Below are 24886 nucleotides of genomic sequence, written 5' to 3'. Positions count from 1 at the left end.
CGCTGCGAGCGACTTGCTTATCTCACCGGCGAACGTTGCCGGTCAGCGTGTTTGCTCCAACCAGCTGGCGTAGAGCTTGTTGTAGATCGAACCCTCCTCGGCGACGAGGAGGGCGTGCGGGCCGCGTTGAACGACGCGGCCCGCTTCTACTACCAGGACCTCGTCCGCGGCCTCGGCCGTGGACAGGCGGTGCGCGATGGCGACGGTGGTCCGGCCCCGGGTCACCAGATCGAGCGCGTGCTGCAGCCGCACCTCGGTGGCCGGGTCCACCGCACTGGTCGCCTCGTCCAGCACCAGCAGGTCCGGATCGGCGACGTACGCCCGGACCAACGCCACCAACTGCCGCTCGCCGACGCTGAGCGCCTCCCCGCGTTCGCCCACCGCGGTCTCCAGCCCGGCCGGCAGCCCGGCCAGCCAGTCCCCCAGCCCCAGCTCGGTGAACGCGTCCCGCAGCTGCTCGTCGGTGAGGGACGGCTCGGCGAACCGGATGTTCCCGGCGATGGTGGCGTCGAACAGGAACCCGTCCTGCGGCACCATCACCACCCGCGACCGCAGCGACGAGAACCGCACCTCGGTCAGCGGCACCCCGGACAGCAGCACCGTGCCGTCGACCGGGTCCATCAGCCGGGTGAGCAGTTTCGCGAACGTGGTCTTGCCGCTGCCGGTCTCGCCGACCACCGCGTACTTCTTCCGGGCCGCCAGCGTCTGGTCCACGTCGTCGAGCACGATCGGGCCGCCCGGATAGCGGAACGACACGTGGTCGAAGCGCACCGACAGTGGCCCGGCCGGCAGGTCCACACCCCGGTCGTCGGGGTCGGCCACGTCCGGTTCGACATCCAGCACGTCGAGGATGCGCCGCCAGCCGGCCACCGCGTTCTGCGCCTCGTTGAGCTGCTCGGTGGCGATCTGCACCGGCTGGATGAAGAGCGTCACCAGGAACAGGAACGCGGTGAGCCGGCCCACCGTCATCCCGTTGTCCGCGCCGAGCAGGACACCCACCACGACCACCCCGGACAGGGCCAGGCCGGCCGCGATCTCGCCGCTGGAGAAGCTGGTCACGCTGGCCCGGATGGCCCGCTGCTGGGCGGTCCGCAGATCGTCGACGGCGGTGTCGAGGCGCCGGCCGGTCCGCTCGGACACCCCGTACGCCCGGATCACCGTGGCCCCCACCACACTCTCCGCGATGGCCCCGAGCATCAGCCCGCTGCGTTCCCGGACCGTCCGGTAGACCGCCGCCAGCCGCTTCTGGAACAGCCGGATCACCGCGATCGCCGGCGCGAAGGCGAGCAGCACCACCACGGTGAGCTGCCACGAGTAGGCGAACATCACCACCACGGAGACGATCAGCTGGCCGAGGGAGAGCAGCAGCTGCACCCCGCCGGTCTGCAGGAACTGGGAGATCTGGTCCACGTCGCCGGTCACCCGGGACACCATCGAGCCGCGCCGTTCGGACTGCTGGTGCAGCATCGACAGGTCGTGGATGTGCCGGAAGGTCCGGGACCGCAGGCCGCCGAGCGCGTTCTCGCTGACCGTGAACAGCCGCCGGGTCATCAGATAGCCGCAGATCGTCGAGATCACCAGCGCGGCCAGGGTGAGGGCGACCACCACCAGGACCACCTGGGGGTCGGGGCCGCCGGGGCCGTTGATGCCGTGGTCGATGCCCTGCTGCACGGCGACCGGCACGGCCACCCGCCCGGCCATCTGGAGGATCGCCAGCCCGAGGGTGCCGGCCAGGCCGGTGCGCAGCTCCGGGGAGAGCGACAGGCCACGCCGCAGCGTGACCAGGGCTCCTGCGTCGCTCATTTGCCTTCTTTCTCGTACGCGGTGACCAGCTCCCGGTAACCCGGCTGGGACTCCATCAGCTCGGCGTGTGTGCCGGTCGCCACCACCCGGCCGCGATGCAGGTAGACCACCTGGTCGGCGAGCGCGATGCTGGCCCGCCGGTAGGCCACCACCAGCAGCGACGTGCCGGATTCGCGCAGCGCCCCGAGGATCGCCGCCTCCACCCGGGGGTCGACCGCGCTGGTGGCGTCGTCGAGCACCAGCAGCCGGGGCCGCCCGGCCAGTGCGCGGGCCAGGGTGAGGCGCTGCCGCTGCCCGCCGGAGAGCGAGGTGCCGCGCTCGCCGACCGGGGTGTCGATCTTCTCCGGCAGCCCGTCGACGAACCGGCCGGCCTGGGCCAGCTCGATCGCCGACCACACCCGGGTGTCGTCGATGCCGGGCCGGTCCAGGGCGATGTTGCCGCGGACCGTGTCGTCGAACACGAACGGCACCTGCGGCACCAGCGCGGTGGCGCCGGCCAGGGCCGGGCCGGACAGGTCGGGCAGTTTCACCCCGTCGGCGGAGACCACGCCGGACTCCGGGTCGAACAGCCGGACGGCCAGGGCGGCGATCGTCGACTTGCCGGAGCCGGTCGCCCCGACCAGGGCCACCGTGCGCCCGGCCGGGACGGTGAACGACACGTCGGTCAGCACCGGCGGGCCGTCGCCGTAGCGGTAGCCGACCCGATCGAACCGCAGCTCGGCCGGGCCGTCACCGGGCAGGGCGCCGGCGCCGTACGCCAGGTCGCCCTCGGCGGTCAGCACCGCCTGCACCCGCTCCCAGCCGGCCACGCTGCGCGGCAGTTCACCGATCACCCAGCCGATCGCCCGGACCGGGAACGCCAGCACGGTGAACAGGAACGCCACACTGACCACCTCGGTCACGGTGACCGCGCCGGTCTGCAGCCGCCAGGTGCCGAGCAACAGCACCGCCAGGGTGCCGACGCTGGGCAGGCTCTCCATCAGCGGGTCGAAGACGCCGCGCAGCCGGCCCACCGCGACCAGCGCGTCCCGCAGGTCGGCGACGTAGACACCGAACCGGCGGGACTCGTCGGCCTCCCGGCCCATGGTCTTGACCACCAGCGCGCCGTCGAAGCTCTCGTGCGCGACCGCGGCCACCGTGGCCCGCATCCGCTGGGCGTGGATCTGCCGGGGCGACATCCGCCGCGAGTAGAAGTAGTTCAGCGCGAAGAGCGCCGGGAACAGCGCCACCCCGACCAGGGCGAGAACCCAGTCGGTGGCGAAGAGGGCGCCCAGCGCGCCCAGGATCATCACGATGGTGCCGACCGCGAACGGCAGCGGCGCGATCGGCGACCACGAGGCCTCCACGTCGGAGCTGGCGTTGGACAGCAGCTCCCCGGTCGCGTTGCGCTGATGCCACTCCGGCGGCAGCGAGAGATAGCGGCGGGTCACCGCCCGCCGGTAGCGGGCCTGCATCCGGAACTGCATGAACCCGGCGGCCAGCCGGCGGGCGAAGATGCTCGCCACCCGCAGGCCGCTGATCCCCAGGAAGACCGCCACCACCAGGGCGAGGCCGCCGGTGCTGATCCGGTCCTCGGCGAGCGCCGGCACCACCACCCGGCCGATCACCGCGCCCACCACGTACGAGTTCGCCACGATCAAGAGACCGAAGAGGCTGCTTCCCAGCACGCTGACGGTGAAGAGCCGAGGCTCCGTCCGGATCGCCTGGCCGAGCACTCGCAGTCCCCGTCCCAGCACGTCATTGCCGGTACTGCTGCTCACATTACCTACCTGACTGGTAAGCATTCGTCGGCTTGGCCGACCTTACATCCCCATCCTTCCCCACTCCGATGCGTGTTTACATCGTGGCCACGATTACATCGCGGCATACCATCGATGCATGACCAACTTCGCCCGCGTCGAGCGGGACCTGCTCGCCGACCTGCTGCTGCGGGAGGGCCCGGACGCGCCGACCCTCTGCGAGGGGTGGACCACCCGTGACCTGGCGGCGCACATCGTGGTCCGCGAGCGGCGGCCGGACTCGGCGATCGGGATGCTGGTCAAACCACTGGCCGGGCACGGTGAGCGGGTCCGGCTGGCCCGGGCCGCACTGCCCTACCCGGAGCTGATCGCCCAGCTGCGCCACCCGCCGGCCTGGAGCCCGGTCAGCAACCCGCTGGTGGAGCCGTTCACCAACACCATGGAGTTCTACGTCCACCACGAGGACGTGCGCCGCGGCGCCGGCCCGTGGGAGCCGCGGGTGCTGGGCGCCGAGTTCGAGGCGGCGCTGTGGAGCAACGTCAAACTGGTGGCACGGGCCTCGCTGCGCCGGCTCGGGGTCACCGCCGAGATCGAGGCCACCGGGCTGACCGCGGTCCGCAACGGCGCCGGCCCGCGGGTCCGGGTCACCGGCGACGCGGGTGAGCTGGCGATGTTCTTCTTCGGCCGGCAGCGCGCCACCCGGGTCACCGTGGACGGCGATCCGGCGGTCGCCGAGCGGCTGCGCACCGCCCGCCTGGGCATCTGATTGGCCCACCCGATCGGGCCGGAATTGGCTCGGAGGGTGGTCCGATCCGCACCTAGATTCAGCTCATGACCGCACGCACCGACCTGTCCGTCGCCCAGGGCGCCGCACTCTCCGTAGGCGCCGTCCTCGGCACCGGGCTGATCTCCCTGCCCGCGCTCGCCGCCGGCGCCGCCGGGCCCGCCGCCCTGCTCGCCTGGCTCGCCCTGATCGTCCTGTCCGCCCCGCTGGCCTGGACGTTCGCCGCCCTCGGCGCGCGCTATCCGGACGGCGGGGGCGTCTCCACGTACGCCGCGATGGCCTTCGGCCCCCGGATCTCCGCCGCGGTCGGCTGGACCTTCTACTTCGCGGTGCCGCTCGGCGCCCCGGTCGCGGTCGGATTCACCGGCGGGTACGTCTCCGACGTCCTCGGTGGCGGCCGGGCCACCGAACTGGCCACGTTCCTGGCGATCGTCGGTACCGCGTACGCCATGAACTGGTTCGGTCTGCGGGTCTCCGGCCGGGTGCAGGTGGCGATGTCGATCGCGCTCGCCACGATGCTGGTGGTGACGGTGCTCGCCGCCCTGCCGCACGCCCGGTGGGACAACCTGACCCCGTTCGCACCGCACGGCTGGACCGGAGTCGGCGCGGCGGCGGCCCTGCTGGTCTGGGGCTTCGCCGGCTGGGAGGCGCTCTCCTCACTCTCCGGCGAATACCGCAACCCGCGCCGCGACGTGCCCCGGGCCACCCTGATCGCGGTCGGCGTGGTCGGTGTCCTCTACCTGGCCGTCGCCGTCGTCAGCGTGCTCGCCCTCGGCCCGGCGCTGGCCGGCAGCCGGGCCCCGCTCGCCGACCTGCTGGCGATCGGGCTGGGCGGCCCGGTCCGGCTGGTCACCGCGGTGATCGCGGTGGTGCTCACGCTCGGCGCGGTGAACGCCTACTTCGCCGGGTCGAGCCGGCTCGGTGCGGCCCTGGCCCGGGAAGGCGCGCTGCCCGGCGCACTCCGCACCCCGCGCCGCTCGCTGACGTTCGTCCTGGTCGCGTCGATCGGCTGCGTGCTGCTGCCGATCGACCTGCACACCGCCGCCCTGCTCACCACCGGCTGCTTCACCCTGGTCTACGTGATCGGCACGGCCGCCGCGCTGCGCCTGCTGCCCGGCACCGGCGCCCGGATGATCGCCGCGACCGCGTTCGTCCCGGTCGTCGCACTGCTCTGGCTGAACGGCTGGCCCGCCCTGTTCAGCCTGGTGGTGGCCGGCGGGGCGGTGGCCTACCAGGCGATCAGCCGGGCCAGGACACCGATCCCCTCCTCGATCCGGTCGTCGGCGACCGCGCCGAACCCGACCACCAGCCCGGAGAACGCCGACTGCTCCTCCCCCGCGTAAGCCGCCAGATCCTCCACCACCACCCCCTGCCGCCGGGCGGCCCGCACCATCCGGCCGGCCGGCTCCGGCAGCAACGCCGTCACGTGCAGCCCGGCTGCCGACTCCAGGACGTCCAGACCGGGGATCGCGGCCAGCGCGGCGGCCACCCGGGCGTGCCGGGCGGCGTACACCCGGCCCGCCTTGCGCACGTGCCGGGCGAACAGCCCCTCCTCGATGAACCGGGCCAGCGCCGCCTGCACCGCCGTCTGCCCGTGCCCGTCACCCAGCTGCCGGGCCGCCGTCACCGCCGGCCGCAGACCCGGCGGCACCAGCACGAACCCGGTCCGCATCGCCGGCATCATGCTCTTCGAGAACGTCCCCACATAGAGCACCCGGCCACTGTGATCCAGGGTGCGCAGCGGCTCCAGCGGGCGGGCCGAGAACCGGAACTCGCTGTCGTAGTCGTCCTCGACGATCGCCACCGACCGGGTCCGCGCCCACTCCAGCAACTCCTGACGGCGGGCCAGGCTCATCGTCCGGCCCAGCGGGAACTGGTGCGACGGAGTCACGTACACCAGCCGGGCCCGGTCCGGCAGCTCCGCCACCACCAGGCCCTCCGCGTCCACCCGGACCCCGGCCACCCGGACACCCATCGCGGTGAACAGCCGGCGGGCCGGTGGATAGCCGGGCTCCTCCACCGCCACCACGTCACCGGCACGCAACAGCACCCGGCCGATCAGATCCAGGGCATGCTGGGTGCCGTTGGTGACCACCACCTCGTCCGCACCGGCCCGCACCGACCGGGCGAACCCCAGATAGCGGGCGATCGCGGCCCGCAACCCCGGATGGCCGGCCGGATCGGCGTACGTGCCCGGCCGGTTCGCCCCCAGCCGCAGCTCGGCGCCGACCAGCCGGCGCCACGTGTCGAACGGGAACAACCCGGCGTCCGGAATCCCGGTCCGGAAATCGAACCGCGGCGCCGGCACCTCCCCACTGGCCGGCAACGGGGTGAGCGCCCAGCCGTCCCGCGGGCGCAACGGGTCGGCGGCCGCCCGCCGCGCCCGCGGCACGGTCACCTCACCGGACACGAACGTCCCCGCACCCACCCGCGCCGTCAGGAAACCCTCGGCGGCCAGCCGCTCGTACGCCCCGGCCACACTCCCCCGAGAGATGCCCAGGTCGGCGGCGAGCACCCGGGTGGCCGGCAACCGGAACCCGGGCGGCACCCGGCCGTCCACGATGGCCGCCCGCAGAGCCCGGTAGACGGCCGCGGTGCGCTCCCCGGACTCCTCGACGATCAGCTCCACGGCACCACCCTCCCGCAGCTCACCGTAGGCCCCGGGCAGGCGACGAACTACGATGGGGAAGATCAGAACCCTAGCCGTGGTGCCGCACCTCCATTACTGTGCGGTAACACTTCAGTTACGTACCCCCCGTTGATGGTTTAAGGCGGCGCCCGATATGGCTCTCCAGGTTCCTTACCGGTCGATCCCTGACATGCTCTTCCAGCGCGTGGCGAAAACCCCGGACGCCCGCGCCTTCGCCGGTCCCAACTCCACCGACACCGGCGCCGACTGGCTGACCTGGCGCCAGGTCGGCGACCGGGTCAAGGCCATCGGCGCCGGCCTGCGCGAACTGGGCGTCGGCGTGGAGGACCGGGTCGCGATCCTCTCCAACACCCGGCTCGAGTGGATCCTCGCCGACCTGGGCATCAACGTGGCCGGCGCGGCCGCGACCACCGTCTACCCGACCACCGAGCCGGAGGACACCGCGTTCATCGTGTCCGACTCCGGCTCCAAGGTGCTGATCGCGGAGAACGCCAAACAGGCCCTCAAACTGGCCGGCGCGCAGACCGCGGTGACCAAGGTGGTGCTGATCGACGGGCCCGCCGACGCCGGCGCCACCCCGCCGCAGATCACCCTCACCGAGCTGGAGAAGCTCGGCGCCGAGGCGCTGACCCGCGAACCCACCCTGATCGACGACATCACCGCCCAGCTCGGCCCGGAGAACGTGGCCACGCTGATCTACACCTCCGGCACCACCGGCCGCCCCAAGGGCGTCGAGCTGCTGCACCGCGGCTGGACCTGGGAGGGTGTGGCACAGGAGGACCTCGGCCTGTTCTCCCCGCAGGACCTGCACTACCTGTGGCTGCCGATGTCGCACGCGTTCGGCAAGACGCTGCTCTGCGGCATCGTGCACGTGGGCGTCCCGACCTACGTCGACGGCCGGGTCGACCGCCTGATCGACCTGCTCTCGGTGATCCGGCCGACGCTCATGTGCGCCCCGCCGCGCATCTACGAGAAGGTCTACAACAAGACCGTCACCAGCGGCCTCGGCGGCACCGGCCTGAAGCCGAAGATCTTCAGCTGGGCGGTCGCCACCGGCAAGAAGCGGGTCGCCCTGCAGCAGGCCGGCAAGCCGGTCCCCGGACTCCTCGCCCTCCAGTACTCGATCGCCGAGAAACTGGTCTTCAGCAAGCTCCAGCAGCGGCTCGGCGGCAACATCAAGGTGCTGGTCAGCGGTTCGGCCGCGCTCAGCAAGGACATCTCCGAGTTCTTCGCCGCGGCCAACCTGCCGATCCTGGAGGGCTACGGCCTGACCGAGTCGTGCGCCGCCAACTTCGTCAACCGGCGCGGCAAGCTCAAGATCGGCTCGGTCGGCCAGCCGCTCGGCGACCTGGAGGTCCGCATCGACAGCGACGGCGAGGTGCTGCTGCGCGGCGCGCCGGTGATGCGCGGCTACCACAACCTGCCCGAAGCCACCGCCGAGGCACTCACCGAAGACGGCTTCCTGCGCACCGGCGACATCGGCGAAGTCGACGCCGACGGCTACCTCAAGATCACCGACCGGAAGAAGGACCTGGTCAAGACGTCCGGCGGCAAGTTCGTCGCCCCGTCGGCGATCGAAGGCGCGTTCAAGGCGGTCTGCCCGTACACCTCACAGGCGGTGGTGATCGGCCAGAACCGCAACTTCGTCACCATGCTGATCGCCCTCGACGAGGAGGCCATCGTCGGCTGGGCCGCCACCGGCCCGCTCGCCGGCAGATCCTACGCCGAGATCATCGCGGCCAAGGAGACGCACGCGCTGGTCGAGGGCTACATCGCCGAACTGAACGCGAAGCTGAACCGATGGGAGACGGTCAAGAAATTCACCATCCTCCCCCGCGACCTCACCATCGAATCCGGCGAGATCACCCCGTCGATGAAGATCAAACGCCGCAGCGTGGAATCCAACTTCGCCGACCACATCGACAAGATGTACGAGGGCTCACTCGCCCAGATCTGACCCGTCCTTCCGGTCACGGCCGGCGAACCCCTCACGGGTTCGCCGGCCGTACTGTTCCCGGCAGAACACCCTCCGGTACGGCACCTGATCACCCCCGCACCCACAGGCCGGCGAGCCGTAGCGCAGACACCCCGATTGGCGGCTAGCCGTACCTCAGACAGGTTTCGGAGTGCCCATTACCTGTCTGAGGTACAGCCGGGCAACCTCAGCCGTACCTCAGGCAGGTAATGGGAGCCGTATTTGACCGCTGAGGTACGGCTAGCCGCCAATCGGGGGGTGTTTGGTGAGTGGCGCAGTCGCCGGGCGGTCTGGGGGCGATCGAACCTCGCGCTGTAGCCACGGGAGGTGTGGTTCGGCGGGAGGTGCCGGGCGTACCGGAGCCGGGTCTTGATCGTCGGTCAGGCGATCACGGCGGGGGTTCGCCAGGCGGGGCGTGGGGTGTGGTCGAGGTCGTGGCGGACCGAGGCGATGCGGCGGACCGCTTCGGTGAGGTCGTCGGCGGGCAGGGTGAACGGCAGGCGCAGGAAGCGTTCCAGGGTGCCGTCCAGGCCGAAGCGCGGGCCGGGGGCCAGGCGGACACCGACGTCCTCGGCGGCGCGGCAAAGGGCGCTGGAGATCGGGCCGTCGAGTTCGGCCCAGAGGGTGACGCCGCCGCCGGGGATCACGAACCGCCATTCGGGGAGTTCGGTGCGCAGGGCTTCGATCAGCGCGTCGCGGCGGTAGCGCAGCTGGGTGCGGCGGGCGGCGACGATCTCGGTGGACTGGCGGAGCAGGTGGACGGCGACCAGCTGGTCGAGGACGGGGCTGGACATGTCGACGCCGACCCGGATGGCGGCGAGCCGCTGGACGAGTGGGGCGGAGGCCCGCACCCAGCCGATTCGCAGGCCGCCCCAGTAGGGCTTGCTCATGCCGCCGATCGAGGTGACCCGGGAGTGTCTGTCGAAGACGGCGACCGGTGGTGGCATGGCCGGGTCGTCGAGGGGCAGGTCCACGAAGGATTCGTCGACGATCAGCTCGGTGCCGGTGGAGTGTGCCGTGGCGACGAGGCGTTCGCGCAGGTCGGCGGTCATCAGATGGCCGGTGGGGTTGTGGAATTCGGGGATGATGTACGCCATCCGGGGCCGGGTCTGGCGCAGTGCCCCGAGCAGCATCTCGGCGTCCCAGCCGGTTTCGATGTCGAGGCCGTTGGTGGTGATCCGGGCGCGGCGGGCGGCGAGGGCGGCGAGCGCGTTGGGGTAGGTGGGGGTTTCCACCAGGACGGGTGCGCCGACCGGGACGGACAGCCGTAGCACCAGGTCGAGGGCCTGCTGGGTGCCGCTGGTGATGAGGATCTGTTCGGCGGAGGTGGGTACGCCGCGGGCGGTGTATCCGTCGGCGACGGCGGCGCGCAGTTCGGGCAGGCCGGTGGGGAGGTAGCCGGCGGTGCCGAGGTGGCGGGGCAGGTCGTCGGCGGCGGCGCGGGCGGCGGGCACCAGTTCGACGGGGGCGGCGGAGGCGGCCACCCCGAGGTCGATCATGTCGAGGTCGTCTTCGGGGGTCCACAGGCCGGAGGAGGCGACGCGGTGGCCGTTGGGCAGGGTGGTCCAGCTGCCGGCGCCGCGGCGGCTGGTGAGGTGGCCGGTTTCGCGGAGTGCCCGGTAGGCGGCGGAGACGGTGGTGCGGCTGACGGCGAGGGCTTCGGCGAGTTCGCGTTCGGCGGGCAGGCGGACGCCGAGGGCGAGGCGGCCGTCGGCGAGGAGGCCGCGGACGGCGGCGGCGAGGGCGGCGTAGTCGGGGCTGCGCCGTCGGCCGGGCAGGGCATGCCACCGCCCCAGCAGACGGGCCAATTGGTCTCCACGAACCGATGTCGTCATAGCCACCTCCCGGCGATTGGCACTTTAACATCCTCAGATTGGCATCAAGAGTGGCAGCATGAACCTGTTTCGGCGTGTGGTCCAGCTGTTTGTGGGCCTTGTCCTATACGGCGTGAGCACGGCTCTCATGGTCGAGTCGGGTCTCGGCCTGAACCCGTGGGACGTCTTCCACCAGGGACTGTCCGAGGTGACCGGGATCAGTTTCGGCGTGGTGGTGCTGCTGGTGGGTGTGCCGGTGCTGCTGCTGTGGATTCCGTTGCGGCAGCGGCCCGGGTTCGGCACGGTGGCCAATCTGGTGGTGGTGGGTTTCGCCGCGGACGCCGCCCTGCGCCTGCTGCCGGCCGGTGAGTCGCTGCCGGCGAAGGTGGGTCTGCTGGTCGGCGGGATCCTGCTGAACGGGTTCGCGACAGGCCTCTACATCGGCAGCCGGATGGGGCCGGGGCCGCGGGACGGGCTGATGACCGGGCTGGCCGGCCGGTTCCCGACGGTGTCGCTGCGGGTGATCCGGACCGGGATCGAGCTTCTGGTGCTGGGTGCGGGCTTCCTGCTGGGTGGCACGGTCGGGGTGGGGACGATCGCGTACGCGGTGGCGATCGGCCCGCTGGTGCACCTGTTCCTGCCGCGGCTGACGGTGCCGGACCGGTCCCGCATTGATCTTCCGGACACATTCGCTTCCCGGTGACCGGAACGCACGGCATCATTGCGGCATGGGGGCCGGTGGCTGGAATTGGAACGACGCTTGGATCTTCGTCTCCGCGGTCATCGCCGAGCGCCTGGAGCGCGACCGGGCACTGCACGCAGCGCTGCCGGTGACCGGGGCGACGCTGGCCGACGTGATCGCCGCGGCCGATTTCCTGCACCACAGTGTGCCGTCCCGGGAGGACCTGGAGGAGTCGGTGCGCCGGCTGGCCGGGGCCGGGCTGATCCGGGTGGACGAGGATCTGATCCAGGTGGCCCCGCCCGGTGAGCAGTTGTGGCGGACCCGCCCGTTCAGTGGCCTGTCGTCGGCGGTGATGACCCTGCAGACCCAGCTCAACCGGGTGGCCGAGCCGGGTTACAGCGAGTGGGATCTGGACGAGCAGGCCTACAACGCGGCGGTCCGGGAGTACAGCTTGCGGCTGGCCGACGGTCGCTGACCTCTCTTACCGCACCGGGTGTCCGGCGGTGCGCAGACCCTCCTTGACCTCGCCGATGGCCAGGTCACCGAAGTGGAAGACGCTGGCCGCGAGGACCGCGTCGGCGCCCGCTTCGACGGCGGGCGGGAAGTGGCCGACGGTGCCGGCGCCGCCGCTGGCGATCACCGGGATGTCGACGACGGCCCGGACCGCGCGGATCAGGTCGAGGTCGAAGCCGGCTTTGGTGCCGTCGGCGTCCATCGAGTTGAGCAGGATCTCCCCGGCGCCCAGCGCGGCGACCCGCTCCGCCCAGTCGATGGCGTCCAGCCCGGCGCTGCGCCGCCCGCCGTGGGTGGTGACCTCCCAGCCGCTGGGCTGCTCCGCCGAGCGGCGCACGTCCAGCGAGAGCACCAGCACCTGGTTGCCGAACCGCTCGGCGATCTCGGAGATCAGCTCTGGCCGGGCGATGGCGGCGGTGTTGACGCCCACCTTGTCGGCGCCGGCCCGCAACAGCACGTCCACATTCTCCGGGGAGCGGACGCCGCCGCCGACGGTGAGCGGGATGAAGACCGTTTCGGCGGTACGCCGCACCACGTCCAGCATCGTGCCGCGATCGTCGGAGGAGGCGGTCACGTCGAGGAAGGTGAGCTCGTCGGCACCGGCCGCGTCGTAGGCGGCGGCCAGCTCGACCGGGTCGCCGGCGTCGCGCAGGTCGACGAAGTTGACCCCTTTCACCACCCGTCCGGCATCCACGTCCAGGCAGGGAATCACACGCACCGCGACCGTCATGCCCCCACCCTAACCAGGGCGGGCCTGCGTGCCCGGACCAGTCCCAGGAGCACTCCGCCGACCACCAGCGCGCCACCGATCACGTCGACGGTGTGCACCCGCTCGCCCAGGAGGACGGCGGCCGACGCGATGCCGAAGAACGGCACCAGCATGGAGAACGGCGCGACGGTGGCGGCACCGTACCGCCGCATCAGGTGGCCCCATCCGGCGAAGCCGGCGAGTGTCGAGATCAGGGCGATGTAGAGCAGTGCGAGGACCGCCTCGGTGTTGACGGCGCGCAGTGCGGCCAGGCCGGTGGACGGCCCGTCGACGATCAGGGTGAGCATCAGCAGCGGGCCGGTGGCGAGCGCGCTGACCCAGACCATGAAGCGCAGGGTGTCCGGCGGGGCGGCCTTACGGGTCGCCACGTTGGCCACTCCCCAGCACGCGGCCGCCGCGACGACCAGGAGGAAGGCGGTCAGGTTGGCGGTCATCCGGGTGGCGACCACGGCGATGCCGCCGACGGCCACGGTGAGACCGGCGAGTTGTACGGGCCGGGGGCGCTCCCGCAGGAACAGCACCGCGAACAGCATGGTGAAGATGGCCTGGCTCTGCAGCACCAGGGAGCTGAGGCCGGCCGGCATCCCGGCGTGCATGCCGATGAAGAGCAGGCTGAACTTGCACACGCCGAGCACCAGCGCGACGGTGATCAGCCATTTCCAGGCGACCTGGGGGCGGCCGACGAACAGCAGCGCGGGGAAGGCGGCGAGCGCGAACCGCAGCGCCGAGAAGAGCAGTGGCGGGAAGTGCCGCAGCCCGGCGTCGATGGCGACGAAGTTGAATCCCCAGACGGCCGCCACGCCGACGGCGATGAGGAGGTCACGCGGTCTCATGGCAGTCAGCCTGACCCGGCGGGACCGTTAAGCACCAGCGAAATGTTCTACACCGACGATGTAGCATCGCTACATGATCGACGTGGGGAGATTGCGCGCCCTCCATGCCGTGGCCAGCTATGGGACCGTTCTGGCCGCCGGGCAGGCCCTGCACTGCACACCGTCGGCGGTGTCCCAGCAGATCAGCAAGCTGGAGCGGGAGACCGGTTCCACGCTGGTCGAGAAGGACGGCCGCCGGCTGCGCCTGACCGAGGCCGGGCGGGTCCTCGCCGGTCACGCCGAACGGGTGCTGAGCAGCCTGGACGAGGCGGAGACGGCACTGGCCGCGCATCGGGACACGGTCACCGGGCGGTTGACCATGACCGCTTTCGCCACCGCGTGCCGGGCGTTGATGCCGCACGCGCTGCGCCGTCTGGCCACTGAGCATCCGCAGTTGACCACCGGGTTGATCGAGGTGAATCCGCACGAGGGTCTGGAGCTGCTGCGCCGGGGGCATGTGGATCTGGCGGTGCTGGACGACTGGCCGGAGGTCGCCCTCACGTATCCGGATTTTGTAGTAAAAATCCAGATCGGTGAGGATCATGCAGATCTGGTGGTCCCCGATGATCATCGTCTCGTCGGCGAGGCGACCCTGGAGGACGCCCGGCACGAGCGCTGGATCGGCGTGCGCGCGGGTGACGTCTGCTACGAATACCTGATCCGCAGCCTGCCCGGGGTGGTGCCGGACTTCCAGGTCGGCGAGTTCGAGACGCAGCTGACGTTGATCGCGGCCGGGCTGGGGGTCGGGCTGATCCCGCGGCTGGCGCGCGGCGACCTGCCGGCCGGGACGCGGATCGTCCGGATAAATCCGGCACCTACCCGCCGGGTGGTGCTCGCCTGGCGCGACTCCTCGGCGGCCCGGCCCGCGATCCGGGCCGCCGAACAGGCGCTACGTGAGGCCTGGCAGATCAACCGAGAACGGCAAGCGCTTCTCGTACGGTGAACGCCCCCGCGTAGAGCGCCTTACCCGCGATCACACCCTCCACCCCGATCGGCTCCAGCGTCGCCAGGGCACGCAGGTCGTCCAGCGTGGAGACGCCACCGCTGGCGATCACCGGCTTGTCGGTGGCCGCGCACACCTCCCGCAGCAGATCCAGGTTCGGGCCGCGCATGGTGCCGTCCTTGGTGATGTCGGTGACGACATACCGCGACGCGCCCGCGGAGTCCAGCCGGGCCAGCACCTCGTAGAGGTCGCCGCCGTCCCGGGTCCAGCCGCGCGCGGACAGGGTGCGGCCGCGCACGTCCAGGCCGATCGCGACCCGGTCGCCGTACTCACCACAGATCCGGTCGCACCACTCAGGGTCCTCCAGCGCGGCGGTGCCGATGTTGACCCGCTGGGCGCCGGTGGCCAGCGCCCGGGTCAGCGACTCGTCGTCGCGGATGCCACCGGACAGCTCCACCTTCACGTCCAGGCGGCGGACCACCTCGGCGAGCAGTTCGGCGTTCGAGCCCTTGCCGAACGCGGCGTCCAGGTCGACCAGGTGGATCCACTCGGCGCCGTCGTTCTGCCAGGCCAGCGCGGCGTCGAGGGGGTCGCCGTAGGCGGTCTCCGAACCGGCGGCGCCCTGGACCAGGCGGACCGCCTGACCGTCGGCGACATCCACGGCGGGCAGCAGTTGCAGGGTCATCTGTCTCCTTGGAAAGCTTTACTTACGAGGCACGGCTCATGAGGCACGGCGTCCGAGCACCACGACGACGAGGGCCGGCACGGCCAGGATGATGATGGCGGTCAGAATGATCCGGAGCGCGAGTTCCGGGACGAACGTCCACACCAGGATGATGGCCGCCAGCGTGGCGCCCGCGATCCCGATCCGCTGCCGCAGGCTGCGCAGATAGATCCGGCCGTCCCGCCCGAACCGCGGGGTCAGGCGTTTCCGGAGCGCCTGAAGCCGGTCGTGCCGGGCCGCCTTACGGGCCCGGCCGGCCTTCTCCCGTTCCAGGACGGCGAGCCGCTCGGCCCGCCGCCTAGCGCGCTCCTTGCTCATTGGAGGCTCACCGGAGGCTCACCGGAGGGTCGCCACCCAGTTCTTCAGCAGCGCGAACCCGGAATCGGCGGACTTCTCCGGGTGGAACTGCGCGGCGCTGAGGGCGCCCGCCTCCACCACCGCGGCGAACGGCTGATCATGGCTGGCGGTGGTCACCAGGGCACCGTTCAAAAGATCGAGATCCTGGGCGGCGTACGAGTGGACGAAGTAGAACCGGGCGTCCCGCGCCAGGCCGGCCAACAGCGCCGACCCGTCGGGCACCGCCACCGTGTTCCAGCCCATGTGCGGGATCCGCTCGGCGGACAGCCGGGTCACCGAACCGGGCAGCAGCCCCAGCCCTTTGGTCTCCACACCGTGCTCGACCCCGGACTCGAACAGGATCTGCATGCCCACACAGATGCCCAGCACCGGCTTACCGGCGGCGACCCGGGCGGCGATGACCGGCCCGGCGTCCAGCGCCTCGATCCCGGCCATGCACGCGGCATAGGCGCCGACACCCGGCACGACCAGCCCGTCCGCCTCGGCCGCCAGGCCCAGATCGCTGGTGACGGTCACCGTCACACCGGTCCGGGCCACGGCGCGTTCGGCCGACCGCAGGTTGCCGGATCCGTAGTCCAGAATGACGACGTTCATCACGCCTCCCCCGACGGCCACCAGGCGAACCCGCCCGCCGCGGCGAGCACCGCGAGCACCGCGGTGATCCCGATGCTGAACTTCGTCGCCTGCGATCTGACGAGCTGGAGCACGCCGCCGATCAGCAGACCGGCCAGCGCGAACAGCACCATGGAGATCACAGCACCCCCTTGGTGGAGGGCAGCGCGCCGGCGTTGCGCGGGTCGATCTCGACGGCCTCGCGCAGCGCCCGGGAGAACGCCTTGAACTGTGCCTCCACCACGTGGTGGGCGTCCGGGTGCCCACCCGGACGGCAGGCCCGCAGCACGTCCACGTGCAGGGTCACCCTGGCCGCGTGCCCGAACGCCTCGAAGATGTGCCGGGTCATGCTGGTCGCGTAGACCGGCCCGATGTACGGCACGAGCAGCGGCTCGTCGTGCACCACGTAGGCCCGGCCGGACAGGTCGACGGCGGCCCGGACCAGGACCTCGTCCATCGGGATGGTGGCCGACCCGTACCGCCGGATGCCCCGCTTGTCACCGAGCGCCTGGCTGAACGCCTCACCGAGCGCGATCGCGGTGTCCTCGATGGTGTGGTGCGAGTCGATCTCCAGGTCGCCTTCGGTACGCACGGTCAGGTCGAAACCGCCGTGCTTGGCGAGCTGGTTGAGCATGTGGTCGTAGAAGCCGACCCCGGTGTGCAGGTCGCCCTTGCCGGTGCCGTCGAGGTCGATCTCGACGAGCACCTTGGTCTCGTTGGTGACACGGTCGATGCGGCCGACACGGCTCACAGCGCTTCCTCGCTTCGCTCGTCAGTGCCGCGAGCCGACTTCGCCGCACTGTGTTCACTGGTCTCGCCCCGCTCGCCGAGGATCTCCCCGGCGGCGTTCAGGAAGGCGGTGGTCTCCTCCTCGGTGCCCGCGGTGACCCGCAGCCAGCCGGCCAGCCCGACGTCCCGGATCAGCACACCCCGGTCCAGGAACCGCTGCCAGACGGCTTTCTGATCATCGTCGACACGGAAAAGGACAAAATTCGCATCGCTCTCCGCCGCTGGAATGCCGGACTCGCGGAAGGTGTCAACGATGCGATCCCGCTGGACCTTGATCTTCTCGACCGTGGCCAGCAACGCCGCGCTCTGCGACACCGCGGCCCGGGCGGCGGCCTGGGTCAACGCCGAAAGGTGGTACGGCAGGCGCACCAGCTGGACCGCGTCCACCACCGCCGGATCGGCCGCGAAATAGCCCAGCCGCCCACCGGCGAACCCGAACGCCTTGCTCATCGTCCGGGTCACCACCAGGCGCGGGTGCCCCGGCAGCAACTCGATGGCGCTGCGGGTGCCGACCCGGGCGTACTCGAAATAGGCCTCGTCGACGATCACCATGCCGCGCGCCGCCCCCAGCACCGCGTCGATCACCGCGGGGTCCAGGGCGGTGCCGGTCGGGTTGTTCGGCGAACAGAGGAACACCAGATCCGGGTCGTGCCGGTGGATCTCGGCGACCGCCGCGTCGGCCCGCAGCCCGAAGTCCGGGTCACGCAGCGAACCGATCCAGCGGGTGCCGGTGCCGGCCGCGAGCAGCGGATGCATCGAGTAGGACGGGCCGAACCCGAGAGCCGTCCGCCCCGGGCCGCCGAACGCCTGCAACAGCTGCTGCTGCACCTCGTTGGACCCGTTGGCCGCCCACACCCGCTCGAAGCCGAGGCCGTGACCCAGATAGCCGGCCAGATCGGTGCGCAGCCCGACCGCGTCCCGGTCCGGATAGCGGTTCAGCTCGGGCAGCTCGGCGTCGAGCCGCTTGCGCATCTCCTCGATCACCGGCGCCGGCACCGCGAAGGCGTGCTCGTTGGTGTTCAGCCGCACCGCCACGTCGAGCTGCGGCGCGCCGTAGGGGGTCTGGCCACGCAGGTCGTCCCGGATCGGAAGGTCGTCGACGGTGGTCACGAGAACCTGGCCCGCACCGCGTCGCCGTGGGCGGGGAGATCCTCCGCGTTCGCCAGGGCCACCACGTGGCCGGCGACGTCACGCAGGGCGTCCTCGGTGTACTCCACCACGTGGATGCCCCGCAGGAACGACTGGACGGACAGCCCCGACGAATGCCGGGCACAACCGGCGGTCGGCAGCACGTGGTTGGACCCGGCCGCGTAGTCACCCAGCGACACCGGCGCCCACGCGCCAACGAAGATCGCACCGGCGTTACGCACCCGCATCGCCCACTCCCGGGCGTCCCGGGTCTGGATCTCCAGGTGCTCCGCGGCGTACTCGTCGACCACCCGCAAGCCCTGCTCCAGGTCGTCGACCAGGACGATGCCGGACTGCTCACCGGTCAGCGAGGTGCGCACCCGCTCGTCGTGCCGGGTGGCGGCCACCTGTTTCGCCAGCTCGATCTCGACCGCGTCGGCCAGCTCCACCGACGGCGTGACCAGCACACTGGCGGCCAGCGGGTCGTGCTCGGCCTGACTGATCAGGTCGGCGGCCACGTGCCGCGGGTCGGCGGTGTCGTCGGCCAGGATGGCGATCTCGGTCGGGCCGGCCTCCGCGTCGATGCCGACCCGGCCCTGCAGCAGCCGCTTGGCCGCGGTCACCCAGATGTTGCCCGGCCCGGTGATCACATCCACCGGCTCACACCTGTCGCCCTCGCCGGCGCCGTCCGAGCCGTAGCCCAGCATGGCGATCGCCTGCGCGCCGCCGACCGCGTAGACCTCGGTCACCCCGAGCAGGGCGCACGCGGCGAGAACCCGCGAGTCGGGCAGGCCGTTGTTGGCGGTCTGCGGCGGCGACGTGACCACCAGGGCCTCGACGCCGGCCTCCTGGGCGGGCACCACGTTCATCACCACGGTCGACGGGTAGACGGCCAGGCCACCCGGGACATACAGCCCGACCCGGCGCACCGGAACCCACCGCTCGGTGACCGTGCCGCCGTCCACCACCTGGGTGGTGACGTCGGTGCGGCGCTGGTCGGCGTGCACCTTGCGGGCTCGTCTGATCACCTCGAGCAGGGCGGCGCGCACCTCCGGCTCCAGCGACTCGGCGGCCGCGGCGATCGCCTCGGCCGGCACCCGCAGACGCTCCAGGGTGACACCGTCGAACCTCTCCGTCGCCTCCCGGATCGCGCTGAACCCATGCTCATGGACCGCCTCGACGAGCGGTCGAATCCTCTCGACGGCCACGGAGACGTCGAGCTGGGCACGGGGCAGCAGTCCGCGCGGGTCCCGGCCGGAGCCGTGCCCCTCGGTGGAGCTGGGCCCGTCGGTGGAGCTGAGCCCGTCGGTGGAGCTGCGCAGGTCGATCCGATTCAGCACCCGCCCAGTCTATGCGCCCGGCCAACCGGGTTTCCGCGCCGAGTGACCCGGCCCAGGCGTTGGGATGTCGGCGGGTTGACCAAGGTCGTCGGACGACTAGGCTGAACGCGTGAGCGATCGGCTACCGGTCTTCCCGCTGAGCACGGTGCTCTTCCCCGGCCTGGTCCTGCCCCTGCACATCTTCGAGGAGCGTTACCGCGCCCTCGTGCGTGAGCTGGTGGCCCGGCCGGAGGGGACGACACCGCACGAGTTCGGCGTGGTCACGCTGCGCCACGGCAGCGAGGTCGCGCCCGACCCCGGGGAGGACGGTGCGGTCCCCCCCGCTCCCCCGGTCGGCGCCGACGATCTCTACGACGTGGGCTGCACCGCCGAGCTGCGGCATGTCACCGAACTGCCGGACGGCCGGTTCGACATCATGACCGTGGGGCGGCGCCGGTTCAGTGTGCTCGGTGTCGAGCAGGGCGCCGAGCCGTACCTGACGGCGCGTGTCGAGTGGCTGCCGGAGGAGGACGAGCCGAGTCAGACCGCGCAGATCCTGGCGCCGCGGGTGCTGACCGCGTTCCGCTCCTACCTGGAGTTGCTGCGCCCCAACAGCGAGGTCCTCGACCAGGTGCCGGACGATCCGACCGTGCTGTCCCATCTGGTCGCGGCGACCGCCCAGCTCACCGTCGAGGAACGCCAGATGCTGCTGTCCAGCCCCGACACGGCGGCCCGGCTGCGGGCCGAGCTGCGCCTGCTGAACCGCGAGGCGGGCCTGCTGGCGCGGGTCCGAGCGGTCCCGGTCCCACTGTCCGACCTGGCCAGACCCGCAAGCCCCAATTAGCCGGTACGATCGTCGGCCCCCGCCGATCCACACCTACCGCGTCCACCCCGCGAGGTGGGCGCGGCGCGGGACCGGCCCGCGACCGCCGGGCCGAATGCGGCGGTCACCGATCCCCGGTGGGTGTCCCGTCCGGGTTACCGAGCACGTCGGGTGATCTCGGCGGCTGCCCGGGGAATCCATGCTCCGGCCCGAACCCGGTGGTGGTTCCCCCGTACCGCGGAAAGTCCGTCTCCGCCCCGGACGCGACCGCACCGCCGTACCCCGGATGGTCGGTCATGCCGGTCTCCGGGTGGTTGGCGGCATAGCCCGGCATCGCGCCCGGATGGTCCAGGTCGGGGTCGTTGGACCAGCCGGCCAGCAGGGTGAGCACGATCGCGGCCACGAACGCCGGCACCAGTTTCGGCCCGAGCGCCTGCACCTCGGGCGGCGCCAGATAGGTCGCCCCCTGTGCCGCGGTGGCCCGCCACTGGTCGTAGGCGCCGCGCCCGAGGAACTCACCGGCCATCGGCGCCACCAGGAACCCGCTCAGCAGTGTGCCGCCGACCACGCCGAGCAGCAGGAACGGCCCCCGGTCGCGGCGCATCACCAGCCAGGCCACGATCGTCACGATCAGCCCGAAGCCGAGGCCGAGGAGGGTGAACCAGCCGTCGGCGGCGATGTACTGCTCCGGCGACGGGTCGGTGACGAGGATCCTGGACTGGCCGGCGTTGACCACCGGCACGGACGGTGTCAGCCATGCCCAGAGGAGTCCGAGCGGGACGCCGAGGACGCTGATCGCGGTCGCGCTGCCGGCGGCGACGGCGAGGCTGCGCCGCAACGGCCGCCGGCTGCCTTGGCGCATCCGGAACCACTGCTGCCATTCCGGCCCGGCGCCGAAGAACGCGGGGCCGGGCGGAACAGGGCCGGCGGGGGCCGGTTCGGCCGGCGCCGACTGCTCATGCGGGTACGCCACCCTACGATCCTTCCAGATCCGGATGCTCGGTCAGGCGACGGCCGCCGGGCCCAGGATCATCTTGAGGTCGGCGCGCAGGGCCGGCGTCGCCGCGACCCGGAAGGCGCCGAGCCGCATGACCGTGGTGCGGCTGCCGTTCTGCAGGTGGACGTGCACTTCGGTCTCGCCCGGGTGACTGACCAGGATCTCCTTGAGCTGGTCGACCATCGGCGGCGTGCACCGGGTGATCGGCATGGTCAGGGTGACCGGCTTGTTGTCCGGGTTGTGCGAGATGTCGGGGATGGACATGTCCATCGCCATGATCCGGGCCTGGTCGTCGCGCCTGTCGATCCGGCCTTTGACGACCACGATCGCGTCTTCGGCGATGTACTGCCCGACCAGTTCGTACGTGTTCGGGAAGAACAGTGCCTCGACCCCGCCGGCCAGGTCTTCCAGGGTGGCCGACGCCCACGATTTGCCCTGCTTGGTGATGCGGCGCTGCACTCCGGTCAGGATGCCGGCGAGGGTGACCACCGCGCCGTCCGGGACGGAGCCCTCCTCGTTGAGTGCGGCGATCGAGGTGTCGGCCGCGTTGGCCAGCATCGCTTCCAGGCCGGCGAGCGGGTGGTCGGAGACGTACAGGCCGAGCATCTCCCGCTCGAAGGCCAGTTTGTCGCGTTTGTCCCACTCGCTGTCGCCGATCGGGGGCATGGTGACGGCGGCTGAGCCGGTGCCACCGGTGTCGTCGCCGAACGCCCCGAACAGGTCGAACTGGCCGGCCGCCTCGTTCTTCTTCACGTCCGCGTACGCGTCGATCGCTTCGGCGTGCACGGCGAGCAGGCCCTTGCGGCTGTGCCCCATCGAGTCGAACGCGCCCGCCTTGATCAGCGATTCGATCGTCCTCTTGTTGCAGGCGACCGCGTCGACCTTGGACAGGAAGTCGTAGAAGTCCTTGTACTCGGATTTCTCCTTGCGGCAGCGGACGATCGCCTCGACCACGTTGCCGCCGACGTTGCGGACCGCGCCGAGGCCGAAGCGGATGTCCTTGCCGACCGGGGTGAACGGGCCGGACGACTGGTTCACGTCGGGCGGGAGGACCTGGATGCCCATCCGGCGGCACTCCGCCAGATACATCGCCATCTTGTCCTTGTCGTCGCCGACGCTGGTGAGCAGGCCGGCCATGTATTCGGCCGGGTAGTGCGCCTTGAGGTAGGCGGTCCAGAAGGAGACCAGCCCGTACGCGGCGGAGTGGGCCTTGTTGAAGGCGTAGCCGGCGAACGGGACCAGCACGTCCCAGACCGCCTGGATGGCCTCGTCGGAGTAGCCGTGCTCGCGGCAGCCGTCCCGGAACGGGATGAACTCCTGGTCCAGGATCTCCTTCTTCTTCTTACCCATGGCGCGGCGCAGCAGGTCGGCCTGGCCCAGGCTGTAGCCGGCGAGGATCTGCGCGGCGCGCTGCACCTGCTCCTGGTAGACGATAAGGCCGTAGGTGGGCTCCAGGATCTCCCGCAGCGGCTCCTCCAGCTCCGGGTGGATCGGGGTGATCTCCTGGAGGCCGTTCTTGCGCAGCGCGTAGTTGGTGTGCGAGTCGACGCCCATCGGGCCGGGGCGGTAGAGCGCCAGGACGGCGGAGATGTCCTCGAAGTTGTCCGGTTTCATCAGGCGCAGCAGAGAGCGCATCGGCCCGCCGTCGAGCTGGAACACGCCCAGGGTGTCGCCGCGGGCCAGCAGCTCGTACGCCTTCGGGTCGTCCAGCGGCAGTTTGAGCAGGTCGAGTTTCTGACCGTGGTTGATCTCGACGTTGCGGTTGGCGTCGTCCAGGATGGTCAGGTTGCGCAGGCCGAGGAAGTCCATCTTCAGCAGGCCGAGCGTCTCGCAGGTCGGGTAGTCGAACTGCGTGATGATCACACCGTCGCTGGCCCGGCGCATCAGCGGGATGTGGTCGATGATCGGCTCGGCGGACATGATGACGCCGGCGGCGTGCACACCGGTCTGCCGGATCAGGCCCTCGATGCCGCGGGCGGTGTCGATGACCTTCTTGACGTCCGGGTCGGTCTCGTACAGGCCGCGGACCTCGCCCGCCTCGTTGTACCGCTTGTCGTCCTTGTTGAAGATGCCGCCGAGGGTGATGCCCTTGCCCATCACGTCCGGCGGCATCGCCTTGGTGATCTTGTCGCCGACCGCGAACGGGTAACCCAGCACCCGGGCCGAGTCCTTGATGGCGGCCTTGGCCTTGATCGTGCCGAAGGTGGCGATCTGGGCGACCTTGTCCTCGCCCCACTTCTCGGTGACGTAGCGGATCACCTCGGCGCGGCGCCGGTCGTCGAAGTCGATGTCGACGTCGGGCATTGAGACACGCTCGGGGTTGAGGAACCGCTCGAAGATCAGCCCGTGCGGGAGCGGGTCGAGGTCGGTGATGCCCATCGCGTACGCGATCAGCGAACCGGCCGCCGAGCCACGGCCGGGACCGACCGCGATGCCGTTGTCCTTGGCCCACTGGATGAAGTCGGCGACCACCAGGAAGTACGCCGGGAAACCCATCGAGATGATCACGCCGAGCTCGTAGTCGGCCTGCTTGACGTGGGTCTCCGGGATGCCGTCCGGGAACCGCTTGCGCAGCCCCTCGAACGCCATGTGCCGGAAGTACTCCTCTTCGGTGAAGCCGTCCGGGATGGGGAACCGGGGCATCAGGTTCTTGAACGTGAACATCCCCTCGGTGTCCACCTTCTCGGCCACCAGCAGGGTGTTGCGGCAGCCCTCCTGCCAGGCCTCGGAGGAGTCCACGGCACGCATCTGGTCGGCCGACTTCACGAAGTAGCCGGATCCGTCGAAGCGGAACCGGTTCGGGTCGGCCACGTTGCTGCCGGTCTGCACGCACAGCAGCACGTCGTGGGCCGCGGACTGCTCCTCGTGCACGTAGTGCGAGTCGTTGGTCACCAGCGGCGGGATGTTGAGCTTCTTACCGATCTCCAGCAGGCCGTCGCGGACCCGCCGCTCGATCGACAGGCCGTGGTCCATGATCTCCAGGAAGTAGTGCTCCTTACCGAGCGCCTCCTGGTAGCGCGCGGCCGACTTGAGCGCCTCGTCGAAATGGCCCAGCCGCAGCCGGGTCTGCACGATGCCGGACGGGCAGCCGGTGGTGCCCATGATCCCCTCGGCGTGCTCCGCGATGATGTCGAAGTCCATCCGCGGGTACTTGCCGAGCTGGCCCTCCATGGAGCCGCGCGAGTTGAGCCGGAACAGGTTCTTCAGACCGACCGCGTTACGCGCCCACATGGTCATATGCGTGTACGCACCGTTACCGGAGACGTCGTCCGACTTCTGCTCCGGACGGCCCCACTTGATGCGCTTCTTGTCCAGCCGGGACTCCGGCGCGACATAGGCCTCGACCCCGATCACCGGGGTCACGCCGGCCTTCGTGGCCTGCGTGTAGAAGTCGTAGGCACCGTGCATGTTGCCGTGGTCGGTGATCGCCGCGGCCGGCATGCCGAGCCGTTTCGCCTCGGCGAGAAGTTCCTTGATCCGGGCCGCCCCGTCGAGCATTGAATACTCTGTGTGCACATGTAGATGCACGAACGAGTCAGACACCCGGAACCCCCTAATCGCCGACGGCGCCGTGAAGCCTAGCCCGATCGAAC

The 24886-nt window shown here is 71.0% G+C and carries 22 protein-coding genes; 7 read left to right on the top strand and 15 right to left on the bottom strand.

What is annotated here, in order from left to right; all coding sequences use genetic code 11:
* Positions 1 to 42: 42 nt before the first annotated feature.
* The gene (locus ACQ0O7_RS01625) at positions 43 to 1803 is read right to left on the bottom strand and encodes an ABC transporter ATP-binding protein (protein ID WP_430779902.1); all 1761 of its coding nucleotides are present in this window, start codon (positions 1801 to 1803) and stop codon (positions 43 to 45) included.
* On the bottom strand, positions 1800 to 3563 hold the full coding sequence (locus ACQ0O7_RS01620) for an ABC transporter ATP-binding protein (protein ID WP_430779901.1): 1764 nt from the start codon (positions 3561 to 3563) through the stop codon (positions 1800 to 1802). Before ACQ0O7_RS01620 ends, ACQ0O7_RS01625 begins: the two co-directional genes overlap by 4 nt.
* A 118-nt stretch (positions 3564 to 3681) precedes the next feature.
* Here ACQ0O7_RS01620 and ACQ0O7_RS01615 point away from each other — a divergent pair, with 118 nt between their 5' ends.
* Both ACQ0O7_RS01615 and ACQ0O7_RS01610 read left to right on the top strand, forming a co-directional pair.
* Positions 3682 to 4308 (top strand): TIGR03085 family metal-binding protein, encoded by a 627-nt coding sequence (locus ACQ0O7_RS01615; protein ID WP_430779900.1) that lies wholly within the window; start codon positions 3682 to 3684, stop codon positions 4306 to 4308.
* A 65-nt stretch (positions 4309 to 4373) separates the two neighbouring features.
* The gene (locus ACQ0O7_RS01610; RefSeq protein WP_430779899.1) at positions 4374 to 5669 is read left to right on the top strand and encodes an APC family permease; all 1296 of its coding nucleotides are present in this window, start codon (positions 4374 to 4376) and stop codon (positions 5667 to 5669) included.
* On the opposite strand, the gene ACQ0O7_RS01605 is transcribed toward ACQ0O7_RS01610, so the two are convergent.
* On the bottom strand, positions 5555 to 6955 hold the full coding sequence (locus tag ACQ0O7_RS01605) for a PLP-dependent aminotransferase family protein (RefSeq protein WP_430779898.1): 1401 nt from the start codon (positions 6953 to 6955) through the stop codon (positions 5555 to 5557). The genes ACQ0O7_RS01610 and ACQ0O7_RS01605 overlap by 115 nt on opposite strands.
* 154 nt (positions 6956 to 7109) lie before the next feature.
* Between ACQ0O7_RS01605 and ACQ0O7_RS01600 the strand changes: the two genes are divergently transcribed.
* Positions 7110 to 8933: an AMP-dependent synthetase/ligase gene (locus ACQ0O7_RS01600; protein WP_430779897.1), complete on the top strand. Its 1824-nt coding sequence runs from the start codon at positions 7110 to 7112 to the stop codon at positions 8931 to 8933.
* Between the two features lie 398 nt (positions 8934 to 9331).
* On the opposite strand, the gene ACQ0O7_RS01595 is transcribed toward ACQ0O7_RS01600, so the two are convergent.
* Positions 9332 to 10786 (bottom strand): PLP-dependent aminotransferase family protein, encoded by a 1455-nt coding sequence (locus ACQ0O7_RS01595; RefSeq protein ID WP_430779896.1) that lies wholly within the window; start codon positions 10784 to 10786, stop codon positions 9332 to 9334.
* Between the two features lie 58 nt (positions 10787 to 10844).
* Between ACQ0O7_RS01595 and ACQ0O7_RS01590 the strand changes: the two genes are divergently transcribed.
* Together ACQ0O7_RS01590 and ACQ0O7_RS01585 are read left to right on the top strand one after the other, a co-directional pair.
* Positions 10845 to 11468 (top strand): YczE/YyaS/YitT family protein, encoded by a 624-nt coding sequence (locus ACQ0O7_RS01590; RefSeq protein ID WP_430779895.1) that lies wholly within the window; start codon positions 10845 to 10847, stop codon positions 11466 to 11468.
* Positions 11469 to 11493: 25 nt separating this feature from the next.
* Positions 11494 to 11922, top strand: coding sequence for a hypothetical protein (locus ACQ0O7_RS01585; RefSeq protein ID WP_430779894.1), 429 nt, complete (start codon positions 11494 to 11496; stop codon positions 11920 to 11922).
* Between the two features lie 6 nt (positions 11923 to 11928).
* On the opposite strand, the gene hisF is transcribed toward ACQ0O7_RS01585, so the two are convergent.
* Together hisF and ACQ0O7_RS01575 are read right to left on the bottom strand one after the other, a co-directional pair.
* Positions 11929 to 12690, bottom strand: coding sequence for an imidazole glycerol phosphate synthase subunit HisF (gene hisF, locus ACQ0O7_RS01580; protein WP_430779893.1), 762 nt, complete (start codon positions 12688 to 12690; stop codon positions 11929 to 11931).
* Entirely contained in the window at positions 12687 to 13562 is an 876-nt protein-coding gene (locus ACQ0O7_RS01575; protein WP_430779892.1) for an EamA family transporter, read from the bottom strand. Before ACQ0O7_RS01575 ends, hisF begins: the two co-directional genes overlap by 4 nt.
* A 73-nt stretch (positions 13563 to 13635) precedes the next feature.
* Here ACQ0O7_RS01575 and ACQ0O7_RS01570 point away from each other — a divergent pair, with 73 nt between their 5' ends.
* Positions 13636 to 14544, top strand: coding sequence for a LysR family transcriptional regulator (locus ACQ0O7_RS01570; RefSeq protein ID WP_430779891.1), 909 nt, complete (start codon positions 13636 to 13638; stop codon positions 14542 to 14544).
* On the opposite strand, the gene priA is transcribed toward ACQ0O7_RS01570, so the two are convergent.
* The 7 genes from priA to hisD are packed head-to-tail and all read right to left on the bottom strand — an operon-like array spanning position 14510 to position 19494.
* A complete protein-coding gene (gene priA, locus ACQ0O7_RS01565) occupies positions 14510 to 15229 on the bottom strand; it encodes a bifunctional 1-(5-phosphoribosyl)-5-((5-phosphoribosylamino)methylideneamino)imidazole-4-carboxamide isomerase/phosphoribosylanthranilate isomerase PriA (RefSeq protein WP_430779890.1) in 720 nt (239 codons plus the stop codon). The two genes, ACQ0O7_RS01570 and priA, sit on opposite strands and share 35 nt — an antisense overlap.
* 36 nt (positions 15230 to 15265) lie before the next feature.
* Positions 15266 to 15586, bottom strand: a complete 321-nt coding sequence (locus ACQ0O7_RS01560; protein WP_430779889.1) for a hypothetical protein — start codon at positions 15584 to 15586, stop codon at positions 15266 to 15268.
* A gap of 18 nt (positions 15587 to 15604) precedes the next feature.
* Positions 15605 to 16222, bottom strand: a complete 618-nt coding sequence (gene hisH / locus ACQ0O7_RS01555; protein ID WP_430779966.1) for an imidazole glycerol phosphate synthase subunit HisH — start codon at positions 16220 to 16222, stop codon at positions 15605 to 15607.
* Entirely contained in the window at positions 16219 to 16380 is a 162-nt protein-coding gene (locus ACQ0O7_RS01550; RefSeq protein WP_430779969.1) for a hypothetical protein, read from the bottom strand. Before ACQ0O7_RS01550 ends, hisH begins: the two co-directional genes overlap by 4 nt.
* Positions 16377 to 16988, bottom strand: coding sequence for an imidazoleglycerol-phosphate dehydratase HisB (hisB, locus tag ACQ0O7_RS01545; protein WP_430779888.1), 612 nt, complete (start codon positions 16986 to 16988; stop codon positions 16377 to 16379). The genes ACQ0O7_RS01550 and hisB overlap by 4 nt, the downstream gene beginning before the upstream one ends.
* Positions 16985 to 18136, bottom strand: a complete 1152-nt coding sequence (locus ACQ0O7_RS01540; RefSeq protein ID WP_430779887.1) for a histidinol-phosphate transaminase — start codon at positions 18134 to 18136, stop codon at positions 16985 to 16987. Before ACQ0O7_RS01540 ends, hisB begins: the two co-directional genes overlap by 4 nt.
* Entirely contained in the window at positions 18133 to 19494 is a 1362-nt protein-coding gene (gene hisD / locus ACQ0O7_RS01535; protein ID WP_430779886.1) for a histidinol dehydrogenase, read from the bottom strand. Before hisD ends, ACQ0O7_RS01540 begins: the two co-directional genes overlap by 4 nt.
* A 109-nt stretch (positions 19495 to 19603) precedes the next feature.
* Here hisD and ACQ0O7_RS01530 point away from each other — a divergent pair, with 109 nt between their 5' ends.
* A complete protein-coding gene (locus tag ACQ0O7_RS01530; RefSeq protein ID WP_430779885.1) occupies positions 19604 to 20317 on the top strand; it encodes an LON peptidase substrate-binding domain-containing protein in 714 nt (237 codons plus the stop codon).
* Positions 20318 to 20420: 103 nt separating this feature from the next.
* Here the strand turns inward: ACQ0O7_RS01530 and ACQ0O7_RS01525 are convergent, their stop codons facing one another.
* Positions 20421 to 21269 (bottom strand): hypothetical protein, encoded by an 849-nt coding sequence (locus ACQ0O7_RS01525; protein WP_430779884.1) that lies wholly within the window; start codon positions 21267 to 21269, stop codon positions 20421 to 20423.
* 30 nt (positions 21270 to 21299) lie between these two features.
* Positions 21300 to 24836, bottom strand: a complete 3537-nt coding sequence (gene dnaE, locus ACQ0O7_RS01520) for a DNA polymerase III subunit alpha (RefSeq protein WP_430779883.1) — start codon at positions 24834 to 24836, stop codon at positions 21300 to 21302.
* Positions 24837 to 24886: the final 50 nt, after the last annotated feature.

Origin of the sequence: Actinoplanes sp. G11-F43 (assembly GCF_050589265.1) — a bacterium.
Lineage (GTDB): Bacteria > Actinomycetota > Actinomycetes > Mycobacteriales > Micromonosporaceae > Actinoplanes.
The sequence above is the reverse complement of the archived record's forward strand: the minus strand, read 5'-3'. Positions and strand labels throughout refer to the sequence as shown.